The following is a 17,997-nucleotide window of genomic DNA, read 5'->3' on the forward strand; positions in this document are numbered from 1 at the left end:
AAAAAAATCTTCCAAAGAAATTTGGTATCTTTGATTGGTTATTTTCACTATGCTCCAGCAACTTTTTATACAAAATTATGCGCTAATAGAATCCCTAAATTTAACTTTAGAGGATGGATTAACTGTGATTACGGGTGAAACAGGTGCTGGAAAATCAATTATTTTAGGTGCTGTACATTTATTACTGGGACAAAGAGCAGACGGCAAATCGTTATTTGACCCTGAAAAAAAATGCATCATTGAAGGCACTTTTTCTGTTGCACAAATTGCAGGAATAGCTGAAATATTTGAAAAATACGATTTAGACTTTGAAAACCAGTGCAATATTCGGCGAGAAATCAGTCCGCAGGGGAAATCGCGTAGTTTTGTAAACGATAGTCCGGTCAATTTGGATGCCCTAAAAGAACTTGGGATTGCGCTGGTAGATATCCATTCACAGCAAGATAATTGGTGGATGGCACATCCAGATTTTATCATCCAATTAATTGACGCCTATTCTCAAAACCATGAGGTCCTTAAAAATTATCAAAGAGCCTTCAAACAACTTCAAATTTCTCAAAAAAAATTAGAGGACTTAAAAATTCAATTTGAAAAAGGAAATCAGCAGGCTGATTTTATACAATTCCAATTGCTTGAATTACAAGAGGCTAAATTGAGTAAAGGTGAATTGGAGGAGTTGGAACAATTGGCACACAAGCTGGGAAATGCGGAACATATTCATGAGAAATTAGTTCAATTGTCGAATGCCATTAGCAATTCAGAAACATCTGCCTTAGACCAAATCAAATTTGGCCTTGGACAAGCGCAGGCCATTAGTAAATGGTCTGAGGAATACCAAAATTGGAAGGATAGAATTGAAAGTATTTGGATTGAGTTGAAGGACCTAGGTTTGGAGATTGAAAATGAGGCAGAATCTTTCCAATCGGACCCAATTTTGTTTGAAAAAACGCAAAAAAGAATCGATTTATTGAATAGATTATTACAAAAGCATCGGGTCGATTCGATTGACAAACTTTTAAGTATACAAAGCGAATTTGAGCTTCAACATCAATTGATTTCCAATTCAGATGAACATTTGAAATCTGCAGAAAAAGAAAATGAAATCGCTTTGGATAATGTAAAATCGACAGCAGAGCTTTTGAGTGCCACGAGAAAAGCTTGCTTAGAAAATATAACTCAGCAATTGAAAAAAAGTATGCAATTGATGGGTATGGAAAACATTGTTTTAACTTGGGAGGTGGAGGAAAAATCTTTCTCGGAGAATGGACAAGACAAAATTCAATTAATGTTTTCTGCCAATAAAGGAATTGCTGCAAAACCATTCAAGCAAATTGCATCTGGCGGTGAATTGAGTCGGTTAATGTTATCAATTAAAGCTCTTTTGGCTGAAAAGAAAAACATGCCAACCCTTATTTTGGATGAAATTGACACAGGCGTTTCAGGTGATGTAGCTTTTAAAATAGCTGAAATTTTAAACCAAATGGGGAGTAATCATCAAATTATTGCCATTACTCACCTACACCAAATAGCCGCTGCAGGAAAAAAACATTTCTTTGTGTATAAAAATCATGAAAGTGCAAAGACTGTATCACAAATAAAGGAATTGAAATCAGATGAACGGATTGATGAAATAGCTAAAATGATTGGGGGGAATGCTGGCTATGAGAATTTGAGAGAAAATGTAAAACAATTGTTAAATCAATAATGAAAAAATACATTTTAGGAATTGGGTTGTTTTGCCTAGTGTCCGCATGTCAGGACGCAAAAGAAAAAGCTTTTGATACATTGAATCAAGAAGTAATGGAATTGCATGATAAAATCATGCCGAAATCCGAGCAATTGAGCAATTATAAATCAAAATTAGACTCCTTGGCTAAAGGCCCGGATTCTGTTCATATAAAGAAATTGCAAATAGCCTTGGATAAAGCAGATCAATCGATGATGGATTGGATGCATAATTTTTCATTGGACAGTTTAGACAAAATGGACCTAAAGAACAAATTAGCCTATTTGTCGGAGCAAATCACAGCCTTAAAAAACATTGACCAGTTAACCGATTCTACCTTACATGCGAGTAAAAAATACATCAAATAACTGGATATTAGGCATTTTAGGCCTTTTTATAATTGTAATTTCTTGTGAATCGAAAAGAAGCTTACCCTATTTAGGACCCAAAGAAGTAGTAGAAAAAAATGGAAAAACAGATACGATCTATCATAAAATTCCTGATTTCAAATTTTTAAATCAAGATTCGACCTGGGTGTCTCAAAAAGATTTTGATGGTAAAATATACGTAGCGGATTTCTTTTTCACCTCCTGCCCTACCATTTGTCCGAAAATGAAAACACAGTTATTGAGGATTTATCAAAGGTACCTAAACAATCCTGATATAAAAATATTATCACATAGCATAGATCCAGATTATGACGGACCAAATGTATTGAAAAAATATGCTAACCGAATGGAAGTTGATTCAAAAAAATGGAATTTTGTCACTGGAAATAAATCAGAAATCTACAAAATTGGCCAAAAATCCTACATGGTATCCGCACAAGAAGACCCAAACGAGGCAGGAGGATTCGTTCATAGTGGGGCCTTTATTTTAGTAGATAAAAATAGACATGTAAGAGGAATATATGATGGTACTAAAGAACCAGAAGTAAATAAATTAATTGAAGATATTGAAATTTTATTACATGAAAAATAGCCTATTTATTAGCTTATTAATAGTTGCACTAAGTTCATGCATGAACAAGGAAGAAGTATTACATGAGCAATATCGAGTAGAGGGGCTCGCATTATATCAAAAAAAATGCGAAAATTGTCACCAAGAGAATGGAAAAGGGTTCAAAAAACTATATCCTGCACTTGTTGGAACTGATTTACTCAAAAGATATTCTGATCTAGAATTAGCTAAACTTATTGTAAAGGGTGTAGAAGCTAAAGATGGTCATGAATTTATGCCTACAAATAAGGATTTAGCACCCATTGAGATTGCAGAGATCATAACTTACATCAAAGATTTAAATGGGGTGAAAAAGGGGATTGTGGAGCAGGATTCTGTCAAGTTATGAATTGTTAATTGTTAATTGTTAATTGTTAATTGTTAATTGTGGCAATCATATTTTGTAATTTAAAATTATTTTCAATTTAATTTATAATTAACAATTTAAAATTAACCATTATTGAAACTCCTTCATTACAAACACCGAATTAGTAACTTGTCTTAGTGAATAGGTAGAAAAATCTTGTGCGGCGTCGAAGCCAATGCCATAAAAAACCTCATTGGGAGTTCTGATTTGAACTGCCTTTTCTGAATAAATTTTCTTTTGGTCGGGAAGCCAAATAAATTCAGAGGTTTTGAGGGTTTCTTTTTTGAGTGGATTATGAATAACTACATGCCCCATTAATTTGTAATAATTTTTTGTGCGATCAAAGCGAGCAGAATCTCCTCTAATTTCTGTAGTTGTATTTCCGAGTTTGTCATAGAAAAACAATTTTACTTCCTTAGGATATACCCGATCTTCTGTAAACAAGGTCAATTGTTTTTCAGTCACCATTCGAACCATGGCTTTCGCAGAATCGGAAAAGATCATATCAATTCCATCCAATTCAGATTTGGGACCTTTGTAATTTAGTTTTTTAGATTCAGATTCAGTTTGACAGCCGCTAAATCCAATCGAAGCAAACGCAAGAAAAACAAATAGCTTGCGCATTTTGAATATTAATTAATTCTTTGTTTAACAAACCAAAGGTCGCTTAGTGTTAGGCCAATGGTTAAGCGATGAAATTGTTCTTCCAAACCTTGATTGGTGATATCTCCTCGTTTACCCAATTGGTAAGAAAGGTTAAAATATGAAAGATTTCGCAAAGGAAAGCCAATTCCTAAGGTAAGATTCATCTCGGTAGCAAACTTCCCAGAATTTAAAATTGAGTAAGGAGTAGTTGCATAGTTAAATCCTGCACGATAGCTAATTCGTTTGAAATAGTTTGAAACAGCTTCAAAGTCTGGAGTAAGCTCAGCACCAACAGCAACCTTGTAGGTTTTAGGTAGTGTGGCACTATTTCCTAAGAAATTATCAATTTTCGACCAATCGGTCATTGAATAATCTATCCCTATGGTCCAATTTGCAGCTTTTTCTAAGCTCACTCCAAATTTAGTAGTAACAGGCAGGTGTTGGGTAAATGGAGTTGATTTTCCTACCGTATCTGCATTGATAACATTTAATCCACCTAAATCATAAATCACGAATCGACTAATTTCTGTCGCATTAGATTGAGAAGTCAGGTCAAGTGTTGTACCCAAGGTCAAAAACAAATCTTTTCCTACCTTGGTTTGGTAAGCTGCTCCTCCTTTGAAGGTAAGTCCTGCATAATCCATTCGCTTTTCCAATTGAACCTTGTAATATTGTCCATCAGACATATTTTGCGTACCGACAGATCGAATAACATTTCCAAATAACACATTGGTTTCTAATCCCAAATAGACTCCTTTACCAATTCTTACACCATTTGAAATACCCAATTTGCTAATATTTCCTTGTCCCGAATAGTTGTAAATTAAACTATCCAAACCTAAAACATTTAATCGGCGAAACGACTTCGTTTCGTATTGGATTGTACTGTAGGGGCTCAAAGAAAAACTCATCGTCCAACGACTTGAAACCGGCAATAAAAGAGCCAAATATTTATAATTACCACCAAATAATCGTTGGCTTTGGCGCAAATCTTGCATAGTTTTTCGTTCTACATTTGCTCCTGCTTCAAATACTGTATAGCGGTTTCTTGCCAATAAGGCAGGATTTTGCGTATTGATATAAATTCCATTGGAAGTTGCAACCCCGATGCCACCCATACCTACTTGAGAAGGGGCAACATTTTGGTCAACTTCACCAAGACCAATATAAGAATAGGGAGAATTCAAAATGGTTTGAGAAAACCCTTGAAAGGTAAATAAATTTGCAATAAAAAGGAAGAAAATCCCTAAAGCGGCTTTTGTATTCAATTTAATTCTAAAATCTAAAATCATAAAAATCAATTCCTTTCGGATTGCATATCAAGTGTGCAAAGGTCGTAATTTTTTTCTACTTTACTAAAGGAATCTTTATATTTGATGTTAAATATCCTTAAGAATGCAAACATTTTCAAATTTTCAATTGCTCGACCATTCTGCATTAGAATTAACCTTGTTTTTGGGCACCATTCTAATAGGTTTAATTTTAAAAAGATTTTTCTCGAATTCATTTTCAAAAATAGTTTATCGATTCCTTCCTGAAAAAATTATCAACTTTCAAGATTGCATAGATTTACTCAGAAAACCTTTTGAACTACTTCTATTTTGGGTATTCCTTTATATTGCAGTACAAAATTTACATATACCAAGTTCATGGAACTTCAAACCTGTTGGAGAGTTTGGGATACTTTTTATTCTTCAAAAGCTATTTGACACCTCCGTTATTTTAACGATCACATGGGTAATTATTCGTTTAATGAAAGTGGGTATTTTATTCGCTACTGAAAAATGGCAAGGCTTAGAACAAAAATCCAAACAACAATTTATTCCATTCTTGAACGATTTAGCACTGGTTTTTATTATTGCTGGATCCAGTTTTGTTTTATTAGGCAGAGTTTTTCAAGTAGATGTAATGGCTTTAATTACTGGACTAGGTTTGAGTGGATTGGCCTTGGCCTTAGCAGCCAGAGAAACCTTAGAAAATCTTTTTGCGTCATTTACAATTTTTCTTGACCTGCCTTTTGTAGTGGGCGACACCATCCAAACGGGAGGTATCACAGGTGATGTGGAAAAAATTGGATTTCGAAGCACCAAATTAAGGGCAGTAGATGGAAATTTAATCATGATTCCAAATCGACTACTAACCTCCGCTTCCTTAGAAAATCTTTCTGAAAGAAATTTCCGTAGAGCTAAATTTAATCTTAGCTGCATTTTGGAGACATCAGCTGAGCAAATTGAAGCAATTCTTCCGTTGATTGAACATATTATTTTAGAAGAGCCCCTATGTAAGAAAAAAGCCCCCAAAATTATTTTTGAGGGATTTGGAGCTTATTCACTAGATATTTCCGTAACCTTTTGGGTGAATACGGCTGATTTTTCAAAGTTCCAAACAGTTAAGCAAAACATTAATTTGCAAATTCTTTCTCTACTTAACTCTAATAAAATTGAGTTAGCTAGCAGCGTGAAATAAGTTGAAAGTTGAAAGTTGAAAGTTGAAAGCGAAAATATTTGATAAAACAATTTTTACCTTTTTTCTTTTGACCCCGCTGGGGTCAAAATGGTATTTTGATACATTGTAGCTATAGATGTGCAATCCCTCTGGGATTGTTTTTCATTTAACCCATATCCTAATAACACAAACTTTTCACTTTAAACTTTCCACTTTCAACTTCAAAGGCTCCACCCTTCTCTATATGTTCTTTTCACAAATTGATTAGCTACATCAAAGTTGGTTACTCGCATGTTTTGATTATCCCACAACAATTTCATATTTGAACCTGGATAATGCATTCCATTTCCATTGGTTCTTGGGAATGGCATATCTGCTACACGAATAGCTAAATTTGCCATCAAAATTGCTTCCGTTAAAGGACCAGCCATTTCAAATGGGGAACTCAATTGCTTTTTACCATAACCTGCAATACAGCCCTCTACCCATTGGGCATAATGACCTTCTGCACTACCCGGTACTCTTTCTAATTTCTTTGGAACATTCACCTCATTCATTCTTGAAAGTGGCAACAATCTTGGATTCGCTGCATATTCACTGGCCATCATTTTTCCCTTAGTTCCTATAAACAACACACCTGAGTTACCATCTCCAAACATCTCATCTGGACCTAATTCCTCTGGCCTTTCAGGTTTAATACCGCCATCCATCCAATGCATGGTGATAGGTCCTTGTGTTTTTTCAGTTTTAGGGAAGGTTAATGTAGCATGACTGGAAGGAGGACAACTTTCTGGGAAAACTCCTCGTTTTCCCCATGAAGTAAAGACTGATCCAACACTTGCCTGTACATCCGTGGCATATTTCAAACCTAAAACTCTAAATGGAGCCTCCATTAAATGACAACCTAAATCGCCTAATGCACCTGTACCGTAATCCCACCAACCTCTCCATGAGCCAGGAATCAAATTATCTACATAATCCTTTTTAGGGGCAGTTCCTAACCACAAATCCCAATCTAATTCGCTTGGAACAGGAGGTTTTTCTGTAGGCCAAGGAATACCTTGGGGCCAAATGGGTCTATTAGTCCAAATCTTTATCGTATGTACATCTCCAATAATTCCAGCATCAAACCATTCTACTAATTGTCTGACACCATCGCCAGAAGATCCCTGATTACCCATCTGAGTGACCACCTTATATTTTTCTGCAGCAGCGGTCAAGGCTCTTGCTTCGAAAATATCGTGTGTCATAGGTTTTTGAACATATACGTGCTTACCTAATTGCATAGCTGCCATGGCCTGAACGGCATGGTTATGGTCTGGAGTGGAAACAGAAACAGCATCAATGTGCTTGTGTTCCTTTTCCAACATTACCCGAAAATCTTTGTAATATTTTGCTTTAGGGTAAGCCGCCACAGAATCTTTGGCTCTTCTATCATCTACATCGCAGAGATATGCGATTTCAGCTTTACCGCTTTCAAAAAACTTTGCTAGGTCTGATTTACCCTTTCCTCCTACTCCAATACCTGCAACCACTAACTTGTCACTCGGAGCAACGAAACCTTTTCCAAGGACATTTCTTGGGACAATCATAAAACCAGCTGATGCTAGACCAGCTGATTTTATAAAATCCCTGCGCGAATTGTTTTTATTTTCCATAGTTAAATTTAAAATTTATAATAAAACTATGAAAAAATATTGATTTTCAAATAGGCTTTATAGGCTTTTTAAATATTTGATACTCATCGGTACGTATTCTAATTCATGCTCGCTTTCATCTTCAATGAACATGTGTTTGATTCCATTCTTTTTGGCAAGTTTTACGATGGTTTTCCAATCACCTTGACCAGTACCCACTGGCACATCATTTTCGGCTGGAGTACCCCCAGTTAAATTACCTACAACACCTTTTTTCAAATCTTTTACGTGCATCAATTTGAAACGATTTGGGTATTTTTTTAACAATTGAACCGGTGCTTCTTGTCCACCACCGTGCATTGTCCACAAGACATCCATTTCAAAATTCACGTATTCAGGATCTGTATTTTTGATGATGTAATCTAAATAGGTTCCATCTTCGTATTTATGAAATTCATAACCATGATCGTGGTAACAAAAGGTAATTCCGTTCTCTTTGAAGATTTTACCGGCACGATTAAAAGCTTTAACCGCTTTTTGCGCATCTTCAAAGGTGAAATCGGTTCCTTTGTGAGGAATCCATGCACACATGATAAATTTGGCACCTAATGTTTTTGCATTGGCTATAACTTGGGTTAAATCTTTCTCCAAATCGTCAAAATTCACACCTGTAGAAGGGATAGAAATGCCTCTTTTGTCGCATTGTGCTTTAAATTCTTCCAAGGACATACCTTTCACGCCTCCTCCTTCTAATTCAGTGATACCCATTCCTTGAATGATGTCCAAGGTTTTGATGGCATCATTCGGAAAATGTTTTCTGAAAGTGTAAGCCTGAACACCTATTGGATAGGTGTATAATTTTTGTGCCAAAACTGGTGAAATTGCTAATGAAAGCAATAAAAGGGTCAATAAATTTTTCGTTTTCATAATTATAAGTTTTTACGATTTAATTCATCCACAGCAAAATTTGCAGCCCTTGCTGTCAAGGCCATAAAGGTTAAGGTTGGATTTTGTGTTCCTACTGAAGGCATACATGCACCGTCGGTTACAAACACATTTTTGCAAGCATGTAATTGATTCCATTCATTCAACAAGGAAGTATTTGCATCTTTTCCCATGCGAACACCACCCATTTCATGGATATCTGCTCCTGGAGGATTGTGGCTGTCCCTAACAGAAATATTTTTAAATCCTGCTCGTTCAAACATCTCACCCATTTGGGTTTTAAAATCTTCCACCATTTTATCATCATTTTCCTTCCACTCGCAAGAAAAAACGATTTGTGGAATTCCATATTTATCCTTCAGGGATTCATGCAATCTGATATGATTTTCTTTTACGGGTACGGTTTCGCCCATCATCCAAGTTGACAAATGCCAATCTCCTAATTTTCTCGACAATAAATTGTTTCGTAATTCATCCCCAATTCCATCTTTTGAGGAATATTCCCCCCTACCACCCCCAACACCTACGGCATAGCCTCTTAAAAAGTTTGTTTCTTGCTCATATAAATTTCTAAAACGAGGCATGTACGCGTAAGTCGGGCTTCCTCCCTCTGTTTTAAATTCCTTCAATCCATCAAAAGAAGCACTGGCACTTCCTCTATAATTGTGCCAAGCAATATGAGTACCTAATAAACCATTATCATTACCTAAACCTTGTGTAAATCGAGAGGATTTAGAATTCATCAAAATTGCATTGGAATTGATGGTAGATGCATTTAAAAAGATGATTTTCGCATAATAGGCAATCATTTCTTTGGAATGCGCATCAATAATATTTACTCCAATGGCTTTTTTCTTCGACTCATCATAGATAATCGAATGCACTACCGAATGGGTTTTTACCGTTAATTTACCTGTCTTCATCGCCCAAGGCAGAGTAGATGAATTGCTGCTGAAATATCCACCATACACGCATCCTCGCACGCACATACGCTGACTCAAACAACGACTTCTGCCCTGTTGCGTATGAATTTCTTGCGGGTCCGACAAATGGGCACAACGTGCACCAATGACATTTCTATTTTTGTAGTTTGACTCAACGGATTGTTTAAAATGGTTTTCTACACAGCTTAAATCAAATCCTTTTTGAACTATACTATCGGGCAAGTTTGGCAATCCGTCTTTGAATCCAGAAACACCAATAAATTTCTCCACATGGTCGTACCAAGGAGCAATGTCTTTGTAACGAATCGGCCAATCCACAGCAAATCCATCTCTTTGTGGGCCTTCAAAATCAAGATCAGACCATCGTTGGGTTTGTCGTGCCCAAAGTAAGGACTTCCCTCCTTCATGATAACCGCGAATCCATCGAAATGGTTTTTCTTGCACGATGGGTTGCTCTTCATCAGGCAAAGCCCAATGAATAGTTTCTTCGCGTAAAAATGAGGTTTCCGAAATACCTTTTTTCTTTTCCAGCGGCAAGGTTCCCAAATGCTGAAATTCCCATGGAGCTTTGGAAGCTGTTGGATAATCTGTTATGTGTTTTACTGGTCGACCGCGCTCCAACACAAGTGTTTTTAATCCTCGTTCAGTTAATTCTTTGGCTGCCCAGCCACCACTTGCACCCGAGCCAATGACTATGGCGTCATAAGTATTTTTTGCTTTCGAATCGATGTTAAAATTTACCATGTCTATACTTTTTCACAACCTTTAAAAAATCCAGGTGCCATTACATATCCATAAAAGTTCGTTTGAACATATTCCGAATTGGTATAGGCTAAAATAGTTTGATTTCGAACAAAATCATAAAACCATTGTTGACTCTCATTGCCTTTCAAACTAAGAAGCATTTGCTCTCGTTCAGCCTGACTTTTCAAGGCAAATCCTTGAGTTTTCAGAAAATCAATACCCGATTGAACTTTTTCTTGTTCATTTTTGTTTAAACAGTCTTGAACGTATCGATCTAGATACAATACAACCCCCACTCCTTTTGCTCCTTTTTGCTTTCCTTCGGGAATGAAGGTACTGCTAATCAAATCCAATATAGCTTTCGATTGATTGTCTAAATAGGAATTGTGCTCAAACATTTCCTTCGACCAAGCGGTTACAGGAAAAATCAATGCGCCAAGGCCTATTCCTTTAATAAGTTCTCTTCTTTTCATCTTAATAAGTGGCTCTACCGCCTGAAATATCAAATAAAAATCCTGTGGTAAAGGTACATTCTGGGGAAACGATCCAAGCAGAAATCTTGGCTACTTCTTCAATCTCTCCCAATCGTCCCATCGGTATTTTTGCTACCATGTATTCCAATTGTTTGGGATCTGTATCAGCATTCATGGCTGTTTTGATCACTGCTGGAGCTAACCCATTGATAGCAATTCCAGAAGTGGCATATTCTTTTCCTATGGCTTTTATAATACTGATCACTGCACCTTTTGAGGCAGAATAACCAATCATACCCGGATTTCCCTCCTTACCAGCCATAGATGCCAGTAATAAGATTCGACCATATTGATGCTTTTCCATAGCGAAAATGGCATATTTGGTCATCAAGTAGGTTCCTTTCTGATTGACTTGATATAGACGATCAAAGTCTTCGGTTGAATAGTCAGTTATCTTTGTACTAGTTGGCCCTACAATTCCGGCGCAATTCACCATGACGTGAATTTGTCCAAATTTGGCTTCCGCCTGTTCGTACACTTTTTTAACATCCTCTTCTTTGGAAACATCTGCCAAAATACCCATCACTGGGTAACCCTCTGATTGAAATTCGGCAACGGTTGCGTCCAAGGTTTTTTGGTTATTATCCATCAGAACAACATTTCCTCCTTCTTCTGCAATTTGTAAGGCAATCCCTTTTCCTAAGCCATCAGCTCCTCCCGAAATAATAGCTGTTTGTTTTATAAATCTTGATGACATATTTTATCTTGCTACCCAACCGCCGTCGACCGACAAATTAGTTCCATACATATACGTTCCTGCATCAGAAGCCAGCAAAAGCACAGCTCCTTGAATTTCTTTTAATTCTCCCCAGCGACCTAATGCCGTGGCACCTACTACAAATTTCAATCCTTCCTCTGTATGAGCAATTGGAATGTTCATATCAGTTAAAAATGGTCCCGGACAAATTGAATTCACCCGAATATTGAATGGTGCCATTTCAATAGACAAGCAACGCGTCATTTGCGTGACGGCTCCTTTGCTTGAGCAATAAGGGGTTCTGTTGGACAAACCGACCAATCCCAAAGCGCTTGCCAAATTGATAATACTGCCTCCCCCTGCTTTTTTCATAAACGGAACTACGGCTCTACTTGCCAACCAAGTACCCGTTACGTTTACATCCATCACAGATGTAAAATCTTCATAACTCAACTCATCAATTGCACCGCGAATGTTAATTCCAGCTGAGTTGATTAAGACATCGATTCTACCAAATACTTCCATGGCATAGGCTGCCATTTCATTCATTTGGACTTCATTACGAACATCAGCCGTAAATGAAAATGCTGAAACTCCATATTCCTTGGCCAAACCTTGTGCGGCTTCAAGTCCTTCGGTTTCATTTCTATTCACCAACAATATATTGCAACCAGCAGAGGCCATGGCCGCTGCCATGGTGAGTCCGAGTCCTTTTGAGCCACCAGTTACAATAGCAGCCCGACCTTTCATGTCGAATAATTTAATTCCGGGTAATTGGGAGTAATCCATCCTATAAATTCAAATTCGCTTTTGCGAAGGTTAAACAATCAATTATATTTTTTTCTTCAAAGGCTAATTTAGCTTCTCCATCCAAATTCTTTACGCCTGGCAAAACGCCAGGAAATGCTTTAGATTTTACCAATTGCAAAGCTTTGGTAACATCAGAAGCTTGTGCATTTTCGAAAGTTGCCAAATAGGAATTTTCTAAACAAGGTATTTCTAAGGGGTCGCGAGTAATCATTTCTAAATTAAAAGTAACTTTTGGATTGTATTTTCGACATAAATCCACTGCTGCTTTTAAATCAATCATTCCTTTTCCTAAAGGCACTTCAGCCAACAAAAACCCTTTCTCATAGGTAGCTAAGCCCATATCTTTTACATGGGTAGAAAATACAAACGGTGCTAAATTTTTAATGACCTCATTTGGATCCTCTAAAAGTGCCAAATTATTGCCAAAATCTAAGGTTACTCCGATGTATTTAGAATTTAATTGTTTGATAATTTCTACCAATTCATAAGATTTCCAATCCTTGTGGTTTTCAACGGCTAATTTCACCTTATGTTTACTCAAAATGGGCTCAACCATTTGTAGAGAAGCGATAGAATTAGTCTTAAACGTTTTGAATTCCTCTAGGGTTTTGAAGGTTTCATATCGACGAGTGGGTAAACAAACAGTTCTGGCAACCTTGATGCCGGCTTCTTTGGCAGAAATAATATTTTTCTCAAAAAGTTCAAGATCTGAATTGGATTTTGGCAAGGCAATGCTTGCCTCCACAAACATGTTCAACTTTTCTTTTTCTAATTTAACTTGCTTTGCAAATTCAGAAGTCCATTGATTTACCACAACCTGAATTCCACCTGCACCAATTTCTGCACAATGTCGTAATAAATCAATTGCATTAGTAAAACTTGGATAAGAGGAACTATTTATTTTTGAATTCCAACGAAATCCGTAGGAGTGCACAACGATGCCCATCGATTCGCGACCAACTAAGTTCCCAATTTGGCTTAGTGATGATGCCGAAAAAGCAAGTAATCCGCTTTGCTTTAAAAAGGTACGGCGAGAAGCCTCGAATGAATGTTCATTCGATTGAATTTGGTTCCTTTTCATAGGTTTTATAGGTTTATTTCTTGCCTTGGGACTCCTTTTCGGTCGCCCTTCTGACATTCACATAGTTATTCAATTCCTTTGGAGTCCATGGATTCACTCTACCTTGCGACAAAGCTCTGTTCATAGCAACATTTCTTCCGGTCAATGGACTTCCTGCATTTCCCCATTCATTACGAATGTACGTTAAAATAGCTGCAATGTCACCATCATCCATGGTAGAATGTGAAGGCATCACAGGCAGGATATTCGGCTTATCATATTTCTTACCAGCTACTTCAATGGCACCCTCTAAACCATGCAATACAATTAGGGACAATCGCATTTCATCGCCTGTGACCCAATCAGAACCAGCCAAAGGAGGTCCTAAGCGTGTTACGCCTTTACCGTCGTTTCCATGGCAACCTGAGCAAACCGCTAAGTATTTTTGTCGGCCTACAGCAAATTGCTTCATTGACTTTTCATCTAAAAAGCTTTTTTCTTCCTTTTTAGCAGTAATCACTTTTCCAGGCCAATTCAAAATTTCAATTAGTGAACCGATGCGATTTGAGGCCAAATTAAAGGTATTTTTACTGACAAAAATAGGCTCTTTGGCCAATTGAATGGGGTTAGACCCTCTCAATTGGACCGCCTGAATACCTAATGAATTGACCAACGCAATGGTTTTAGCATCTTTTGAATTTTGCTTTTCGATGAATTGCACCAAGGCATCTAATTCAGCCGCATTTTTCTTTTTTAAAAGGGAGGTTGCCAATAATTCCAAGAAAATCTCCTTATTTGTATTGAGTGGATTCATAACAGGTTTCGACCAAGCGAATTGCAAAAATTCAAATTCGCGTTGGTACAAACTGCTCATCACCGCATCTCGTTGCAAGGGCAATTGGGCATATTTTTGCAAAGTATTTGTCAATACCTCAAAAGCTGATGCATTGGAAATATTTCCGGCACTTAATGCCAATTGGACAGCTAATTCTTGATTGGCAGTTTTCGACAGATTCACCAATTTCCCAACAATAGATTTATCTGAATAGGCGCCTGGAGTTTTATCCAATAACTGTAACACTTGTACTTGTAATTTAGTATTGGGATTGTCTAATAATTTCGCCAACAAATGCGAATTATTTTTATTCAAACCCTCCAAAACCCAAAGCGCGTGAATTTTAGCCACAGGATTTTTTACAGTTGCAATAAATTGCTCCAAATCCTTTACAATAGAAATATCCTGACTTTCCACCAATAGGCGCTGCGCCATGTCGCGGTACCAGCCACTTGGATGATTCAAATATGGGATTAGGGATTTGGTGGATTTGGTGGATAAAACCCCAGGGGCAACCCTTGTGGTTGGCCTATTCCCATGTCGGTCAACCACAAGGGTTGACCCTGTGGTTTCCACATGGGGATTTTTTGGGCGGATGCGCCAAATTCTACCCATGTGAATGGGTAAAACCAAATTGCGTTTCAATGTTTGTTCACGCAAATAGGGTGTCATATAAGCACCGTGCTGAATAATACCATGGTACATATCAGTCACATAAATGGCTCCATCGGGACCTTGGGCTAGGTTCGTTGGACGAAAACGCTCATCTGTGGAGGCAATAAATTCTTTACCTGGATGTGGATCTACGGCAGAAATCACTCCGTTTTTATCAGAAACTACATTTCGTTTTACCACATTACCAGCGGGTTCACAAACTATAGCATTTCCGTAATAGGTAATTGGAAATAAATCTGAACGAAGCACTAATGGCGAACAGGCAGAGGTGAATTCCAAAATGGCTCCCTTTTTATCTAACACGCCAGCAATGTAGCCACGATTGACAGCTGGAGTTGGTCGAATTGGATAAATACGGCGATCGTTTGTAACACCATGATCAATTCCAGAGGAAATTGTATGGTTTTTATTTCGAGTCAAATAATTGGCAGGAACTAAATCGGCATGTAATTGCGACCAATTGTAATTATAAAACAAACGACCATAATCGTCATGCGAGATACCCCATTGCCCCCTAAACTCCGTACTATCACGTTTCCAAGTCCCATCAATCAAACGATAACGCAAACGAGATTTCGTGTTGTAGTACCAGTTGTCCATATTGCGCATCAAGCCATTATCGGCATGTTCCGGTAAACCATTTTTTGAATAGGTAGAATCCAACAAAATCTTTTGGTCAGCTTTTAAATCGCCATTCAAGTCTTTCGTCAAATACAAAGCTTTATCTGTTGCTACGAGTGCTCCACCTTTTACCAAGCCTAAACTACGAGGCATCACAAGGCTATCTAGGTAAATTGTAGATTTATCCATCTTACCATCACCATTTAGATCCTCCAAAACAGAAATTCGGCCATTTTTAGCTTTTTCTTCTTTGCCATCGATATCTGTCATGAAGCCACGCATTTCAACTACCCACAATCGACCATCTTCATCAAAAGAAAGCGCTACAGGTTCCTGAACCATAGGCTCTTCTGCGACCAATTCAACCGTCATATTCGGTTCAAGTTGAAAGGTTTTCAACTCCTCTGCAGCAGATAAAGCTGGTGAAGGCTCACGTAACTCATCCCAACCGTTTTCTTTGGCAGCGACAAACAATAAACTTAAAAAGGCAAATACAATAATTAGGCGAATCTTCAACATCCTTTTCTTTCAATGAATCAAAGTAAAAATACAATTTTATAAGTATTTCTGAAAGACTATTTACTCAATGAATAGGTAATTTTATAGATACTACCATTCAAATCATCACAGACATAAAGTGAACCATCAGGACCTTCAGCAAGTCCGCATGGACGGTGTTGAATTGGGCCGCTTGGATTTGCTAAATCAATACCTGCAAAGTTATCAGCAAAAATCTCCCATTTACCTGATGGTTTTCCATTTTTAAAAGGCACAAATGCTACAAAATACCCCTTTTTCAATTCAGATGATTGCGCATGAAAGGCAATGAACGCACCATTTTTGTATTTAGCTGGAAACATCTTTCCACTGTAAAAATGCAAACCATTTGGACCCAAGTGGGCTGGAAAAGCTATAATTGGATCGATAGCCTTTTCTCCAGCAGTCTTTTTGCCATCTCCACCATATTCTGGTGCAAGAATTTTCTTGCCTTGTTTTTGGTCGAAATAAATATACGGCCAGCCAGCATCTAAGCCAGCTTTGGGAAATTCATAGAACATTTCGGCAGGTAATTCCTGACTCATTTGAGGCGTGTAGTATTGCGGATAGAAGTCATGAAATTGTCCACGCCCATGACCCGTTGCAAAAAAAGTATTCGTCGCGCGATTCCAATCAATGCCCACAGCATTTTTCAAACCAGTAACATAGCGCTCTCCGTCTGCAAAACCTTGATTTAATTTATTGGCACTGAATTTCCAAACACCTCCAGCGGAGTCGAGAATGGCACAAGGAGACATGCCCTGACCCGTTCCAGGCACACGACAAGGATCGTTCCATGAGCCGATAGTCATGTAGATGTTTTGGCCAGAATTATCAAATACGAATGGTTTGGCATTATCACGTCCATGATCTGGCAAACCATCAATGATTTTTTCAGGTGCATTTTTATCTATTACCTGCTGATTTGCATCTAATTTGTATCGATAAAGACCTTTATTTGAAGAAGTGTACAAGTAACCATTTTGAATTTTAACACCGGTTCCTGGGAATTCGCCAAATAATTCTTTTTTATCTAAATAGCCGTTTTTATCCGTATCAACTAAGTGATAAATTCCTTTTCCATCCTTTAATTTAGAAAGTTTGGCATATACTTCACCTTTTTTCGTGATGGCGATTTGTCGGGTTGCTCCAAGATCTTTGGCAATTTGTTGAACTTTGAATCCTTTAGGAACTACAATTTCAGCCTCTTGGGCAAATGAGCCAAATCCAACTAAGGAAACAGCCAATAGAGATAAACACTTTTTCATAAAATATAGATTTTACGAAAAATAGGGATTTTTTTGGAAATCCCTATGCTTTTTTATGGATTCCAAAAAAGTTTAATAGGTACAAACAGTTTGAATCAAAACATTGTTGCTATTTCCAAAACCTGTTCCTCCGAGAAATATTGATTCAACCGCAATTGGTGTACAAGCGGCTTGAATAACTGTTTTTTCAGAAGTTGCATACCCAGTTCCGCCATAAAAAATAGATTCAACGGCTAAAGGTGGACAATTATTTTGAACAACTGTTTTTTCAGAAGTTGCATAACCTGTTCCCCCATAAAAAATAGCTTCAACCAATAAAGGAAAGCAAACATTTTGTATGATGGACTTTTCACTGGTAGCATAACCCGTCCCACCATAAAAGATAGATTCAACTGCCATGGGGGGACAAACACTTTGAGAAACTATATTTTCACTTGTTGCATAACCTATACCCCCGGTAAACATGGAATGAACCACACCCGACTTCAATACCCCTTTCATGGAGGGCA

Annotated in this window: 17 protein-coding genes; 5 read left to right on the forward strand and 12 right to left on the reverse strand. The window is 37.5% G+C overall.

What is annotated here, in order from left to right; all coding sequences use genetic code 11:
- Positions 1-49 precede the first annotated feature (49 nt).
- Genes recN through EOJ36_RS10700 form a run of 4 tightly spaced genes read left to right on the forward strand, consistent with a single transcriptional unit; the run spans position 50 to position 3,074 of the window.
- Positions 50-1,705 carry a DNA repair protein RecN gene (gene recN, locus EOJ36_RS10685; protein WP_127805202.1) on the forward strand — a complete coding sequence of 552 codons (1,656 nt, stop codon included), beginning with the start codon at positions 50-52 and terminating at the stop codon, positions 1,703-1,705.
- Complete coding sequence (locus EOJ36_RS10690) at positions 1,705-2,094, forward strand: hypothetical protein (protein WP_127805204.1); 390 nt, start codon at positions 1,705-1,707, stop codon at positions 2,092-2,094. Before recN ends, EOJ36_RS10690 begins: the two co-directional genes overlap by 1 nt.
- Complete coding sequence (locus EOJ36_RS10695; protein ID WP_127805206.1) at positions 2,069-2,707, forward strand: SCO family protein; 639 nt, start codon at positions 2,069-2,071, stop codon at positions 2,705-2,707. The genes EOJ36_RS10690 and EOJ36_RS10695 overlap by 26 nt, the downstream gene beginning before the upstream one ends.
- Positions 2,697-3,074 carry a c-type cytochrome gene (locus tag EOJ36_RS10700; protein WP_127805208.1) on the forward strand — a complete coding sequence of 126 codons (378 nt, stop codon included), beginning with the start codon at positions 2,697-2,699 and terminating at the stop codon, positions 3,072-3,074. Before EOJ36_RS10695 ends, EOJ36_RS10700 begins: the two co-directional genes overlap by 11 nt.
- Positions 3,075-3,182: 108 nt before the next feature.
- Here EOJ36_RS10700 and lptC read toward each other — a convergent pair whose 3' ends face one another.
- Together lptC and EOJ36_RS10710 are read right to left on the reverse strand one after the other, a co-directional pair.
- On the reverse strand, positions 3,183-3,716 hold the full coding sequence (gene lptC, locus EOJ36_RS10705; protein WP_127805210.1) for an LPS export ABC transporter periplasmic protein LptC: 534 nt from the start codon (positions 3,714-3,716) through the stop codon (positions 3,183-3,185).
- Between the two features lie 8 nt (positions 3,717-3,724).
- Positions 3,725-5,029 carry a hypothetical protein gene (locus tag EOJ36_RS10710; protein ID WP_127805212.1) on the reverse strand — a complete coding sequence of 435 codons (1,305 nt, stop codon included), beginning with the start codon at positions 5,027-5,029 and terminating at the stop codon, positions 3,725-3,727.
- Positions 5,030-5,132: 103 nt separating this feature from the next.
- On the opposite strand from EOJ36_RS10710, the gene EOJ36_RS10715 reads away from it, so the two are divergent.
- A complete protein-coding gene (locus EOJ36_RS10715; RefSeq protein ID WP_127805214.1) occupies positions 5,133-6,203 on the forward strand; it encodes a mechanosensitive ion channel family protein in 1,071 nt (356 codons plus the stop codon).
- A gap of 200 nt (positions 6,204-6,403) precedes the next feature.
- Here the strand turns inward: EOJ36_RS10715 and EOJ36_RS10720 are convergent, their stop codons facing one another.
- From EOJ36_RS10720 to EOJ36_RS10765, 10 genes are all read right to left on the reverse strand, one after another.
- Positions 6,404-7,840 carry a Gfo/Idh/MocA family protein gene (locus EOJ36_RS10720; protein WP_127805216.1) on the reverse strand — a complete coding sequence of 479 codons (1,437 nt, stop codon included), beginning with the start codon at positions 7,838-7,840 and terminating at the stop codon, positions 6,404-6,406.
- A gap of 57 nt (positions 7,841-7,897) precedes the next feature.
- Entirely contained in the window at positions 7,898-8,746 is an 849-nt protein-coding gene (locus tag EOJ36_RS10725) for a sugar phosphate isomerase/epimerase family protein (protein WP_127805218.1), read from the reverse strand.
- Between the two features lie 2 nt (positions 8,747-8,748).
- Complete coding sequence (locus EOJ36_RS10730; protein ID WP_127805220.1) at positions 8,749-10,452, reverse strand: GMC oxidoreductase; 1,704 nt, start codon at positions 10,450-10,452, stop codon at positions 8,749-8,751.
- Positions 10,453-10,454: 2 nt separating this feature from the next.
- Positions 10,455-10,925, reverse strand: a complete 471-nt coding sequence (locus tag EOJ36_RS10735; protein WP_127805222.1) for a gluconate 2-dehydrogenase subunit 3 family protein — start codon at positions 10,923-10,925, stop codon at positions 10,455-10,457.
- Position 10,926: 1 nt separating this feature from the next.
- Positions 10,927-11,682 carry an SDR family NAD(P)-dependent oxidoreductase gene (locus EOJ36_RS10740; RefSeq protein ID WP_127805224.1) on the reverse strand — a complete coding sequence of 252 codons (756 nt, stop codon included), beginning with the start codon at positions 11,680-11,682 and terminating at the stop codon, positions 10,927-10,929.
- 3 nt (positions 11,683-11,685) lie between these two features.
- Complete coding sequence (locus EOJ36_RS10745) at positions 11,686-12,471, reverse strand: SDR family NAD(P)-dependent oxidoreductase (RefSeq protein ID WP_127805226.1); 786 nt, start codon at positions 12,469-12,471, stop codon at positions 11,686-11,688.
- A gap of 1 nt (position 12,472) precedes the next feature.
- Positions 12,473-13,573 carry a sugar phosphate isomerase/epimerase family protein gene (locus EOJ36_RS10750; RefSeq protein ID WP_127805228.1) on the reverse strand — a complete coding sequence of 367 codons (1,101 nt, stop codon included), beginning with the start codon at positions 13,571-13,573 and terminating at the stop codon, positions 12,473-12,475.
- Positions 13,574-13,586: 13 nt separating this feature from the next.
- Entirely contained in the window at positions 13,587-16,202 is a 2,616-nt protein-coding gene (locus tag EOJ36_RS10755) for a DUF7133 domain-containing protein (protein WP_127805230.1), read from the reverse strand.
- A gap of 56 nt (positions 16,203-16,258) precedes the next feature.
- Positions 16,259-17,488, reverse strand: coding sequence for a PQQ-dependent sugar dehydrogenase (locus EOJ36_RS10760; protein WP_127805232.1), 1,230 nt, complete (start codon positions 17,486-17,488; stop codon positions 16,259-16,261).
- A gap of 72 nt (positions 17,489-17,560) precedes the next feature.
- Positions 17,561-17,989: a hypothetical protein gene (locus EOJ36_RS10765; RefSeq protein WP_127805234.1), complete on the reverse strand. Its 429-nt coding sequence runs from the start codon at positions 17,987-17,989 to the stop codon at positions 17,561-17,563.
- Positions 17,990-17,997 lie beyond the last annotated feature (8 nt).

It is taken from the genome of Sandaracinomonas limnophila (genome assembly GCF_004005965.1).
GTDB lineage: Bacteria > Bacteroidota > Bacteroidia > Cytophagales > Spirosomataceae > Sandaracinomonas > Sandaracinomonas limnophila.